At 72.9% G+C, this 2,851-nt stretch carries 1 protein-coding gene; it reads right to left on the reverse strand.

The window, feature by feature from the left end:
- Positions 1-2,851 (reverse strand): non-ribosomal peptide synthetase (locus tag B042_RS0116820; protein WP_028649299.1); only part of this gene is annotated, 2,851 nt, incomplete at both ends.

A 2,851-nucleotide genomic window follows, 5' to 3' on the forward strand; every position in this document is an offset into this window, starting at 1 on the left:
TCCAGGGCACCGCGCAGGCGCAGCACCACCGGGATGTTGTAGGTGGCGCTCGGCCCCTCCACACGGTCCAGGAACCAGAGTCTGCGTTGAGCGTAGGAGAGGGGGATCCGTTCGGGGCGGTCCTGGACGGTGAGCGCGGGCCGGGCCGGGACGGCGTTCCCGGAGCCGATGCGTTCGGCGACACCGGCGACGGTCGGGGCATGGAACAGCTCCCGGACGGTCAGCTCGACCCCGAGCGCGCCCCGGATGCGGCTGAGCAGGCGGGTGGCGAGCAGGGAGTGCCCGCCCAGGTCGAAGAAGGAGTCGTCGATCGTCACCGACTCCAAACCCAGCACCTCCGCGAACAGAGCGCACAGCTCTTCCTCCCGTTCATCGCGAGGAGCCCGGCCCTGGGACAGTTCGCCGAAGTCGGGCTCGGGCAGCGCACGGCGGTCCAGCTTGCCGTTGCCGGTGAGGGGGAGGGCCTCCAGCACCACCACCGCGGCGGGCACCATGTACTGGGGCAGGGAGCGTGCGAGCGACGAGCGCAGGTCCACGGGGGCGAGACCGGCCCCGGCTTCGGGCACCGCGTAGCCCACCAGGCGCTTGTCACCGGGCCGGTCCTCGCGGACCACCACCGCGCACTGGGACACCCCGGGCACCGCCGCCAGGTGCGCCTCGATCTCTCCGGGTTCGATGCGGAAACCGCGGATCTTGACCTGGCCGTCGGCCCGGCCGACCACCACCAGCTCACCTCCGGTGGTCCACCGGCCCAGGTCGCCGGTCCGGTACATCCGCTCCCCCGGGCCGCCGAAGGGGTCGGCCACGAAGCGCTCGGCGGTGGCACCGGGCTGGCCCAGGTAGCCGTTGGCCAGGCCGATCCCCGCCGCGTACACCTCGCCCACCACGCCGACGGGCACCGGGCGCAGCCGTTCGTCCAAGACATAGGTGCGCTTGTTGGCCAGGGGGCGGCCGACCGGCACCCCGCCCCCGGGCACGTCGGTGACCGTGGCGGCGTTGGTGAAGATCACCGCCTCGACGGGGCCGTAGCCGTGCACCAGCCGCACGTGCGGGAACCGCTCCCGGAACCGCCGCAGGTGCTCGGGGGAGGGCGCCTCACCGCCGGTCATCACCTGCCGCACCCCCGAGAACACCCCCGGGTACTCGTCCAGCATGAGGTTGAACAGCCCCGCCGACAACCACAGGACCGTGACCCCGTGTTCCGCGGCCAGGGACTCGATGAGTTCGGGCTCGGGGGTCTGCCCCGGCTGGAGGACGCAGTGGGCACCGTTGAGCAGCGCGCCCCAGAACTCCAGCACGAACACGTCCCAGGAGAGCAGTGCGCACTGGAGCCACACCTGGTCCGGCCCCAGGTCCACGAAGTCCTGGCCCAGGAACGTGCCCACCACCGCGCGGTGCGGTGTGAGCACGCCCTTGGGGCGGCCGGTGGACCCCGACGTGAACATCACGCACACTCCGTCTTCGGGGCCGAGTTCCACACCGGGGGCGTGGCCGGGGCGGCGGGCGATCGCGTCGGCCTCGGCGTCGAGACGGATCGGCGCGGTCCCGGTGGTGAGGCGGTCGGCCCACTCGGCCCGGGTGACCAGGCGACGTGCGCCCGCCCCCTCGGCCAGGCTCCGCAGGCGGTCGTCGGGGAAGTCGGGGTCGAGCAGGAGGTAGGGGGTTCCGGCCTTGGCCGCCGCCAGGACCGTGACCGCAAGGTCGATCCCGCGTTCGATGAGAACGGCGAGCACGTCGCCGCGTTCGGCTCCGCTGGCGACCAGGTGGTGGGCGAGCCGGTTGGCGCGCGTGTCCAGTTCGGCGTAGGTGAGGTCCTCGTTGCCGAACACGACCGCCACCGCGCCGGGGGTGCGCCGCACGTGGTCCTCGAACGCCGCGGGGACGGTGTCGAACGGGATCTGGCGGTCGGTGGCGTTCCATGCTTCCAGGGTCCGCCGCTCCTCCGGCGAGAGGAGGCCGATGGTGCCGATACGCGTACCGGGGTCGGCGGCGACCGCGTCCAGGACCCGGGACAGGCGTGCCGCCAGGGCAACGGCGGTCTCGTGGTCGAACAGGTCGGTGGCGTACTCCAGGCCTCCCGTGACACCGGCCGGGGAGCCGTCCGGCGAGTGGTCCTCGCTCACGATGAACGTGAGGTCGAACTTGGCCCTACCGGTGCGGAAGGGCTCCTCCGACACCTCGACGCCCGGAAGCCCGATGTCGCCGCGGGCGTTGTTCTGGAGCACCAGCATGACCTGGAAGAGCGGGTGGTGCGCGGTGGAGCGGGCGGGGTTGACCACCTCCACGAGGCGGTCGAAGGGCAGGTCCTGGTGGGCGAAGGCGGCCAGGTCGGCCTCCTTCACCCGGGCCAGCAGCTCGTCGAACGCCGGGTCGCCGGAGGTGTCGGTGCGCAGGACCAGGGTGTTGACGAAGAACCCCACCAGGTCCTCCAGCCCTTCGTCGTCCCGGCCCGCCACGGGAGTGCCGAGCGGAATGTCGGAACCAGCACCCGTCCGGGTCAGCAGTGCCGCCAGCGCCGCCTGTACGACCATGAACAGGGTCGCCTCGTGCTCTGCCGCGATCCGCAGGAGCGCACGGTGGGTCCGCGCGGAGAGGGCGATGGGCGCGACACCGCCCCGGTAGGAGGCGACGGCGGGCCGGGGCCGGTCGGCGGGCAGGTCCAGCGCCTCGGGGACGCCCTCCAGGGCCTTGCGCCAGTACGCGATCTGCTCGGCGGCCAGGCTCTCGGGGTCGTCGTCCTCACCGAGGACGTCCTCCTGCCAGAGCGCGTAGTCGGCGTACTGGATCTCCAGCGGCTCCCAGTCCGGAACCGCGCCCCGGGACCGGTCCCGGTAGGCCCGCCCCAGATCCC

The organism is Nocardiopsis sp. CNT312, assembly GCF_000515115.1.
GTDB lineage: Bacteria > Actinomycetota > Actinomycetes > Streptosporangiales > Streptosporangiaceae > Nocardiopsis.